Origin of the sequence: uncultured Dokdonia sp. (assembly GCF_947492535.1) — a bacterium.
In the GTDB taxonomy this organism is placed as follows: Bacteria; Bacteroidota; Bacteroidia; order Flavobacteriales; family Flavobacteriaceae; genus Dokdonia.
In genome coordinates, this window is record NZ_CANLNH010000068.1 from 1 (window position 1) to 212 (window position 212).

Here is a 212-nt window from a genome sequence, read left to right on the forward strand (position 1 = left end):
CAAGGAGAGTATGAGGTGACTATTACAGCGGGTTATCCAAATGGAGAGCCAGCTTGTACCTATGTAGCTAATACAAGTTATGTAGCAGTTAGTGCACCGGTGTTTGAAGCAGTGGTCTTAGAGAGTTCATTTAACCCAGGAGGGGTATATACTGTAGAGGTGATTAATGTATCTGGATTTAATAGTACCCTAGAAGATTATGAGTTTGCTAT

At 40.6% G+C, this 212-nt stretch carries 1 protein-coding gene; it reads left to right on the forward strand.

Annotated elements, in window-relative coordinates; all coding sequences use genetic code 11:
• On the forward strand, nt 1-212 hold a 212-nt coding region (locus Q1A60_RS21585), incomplete at both ends, for a hypothetical protein (protein ID WP_300008543.1).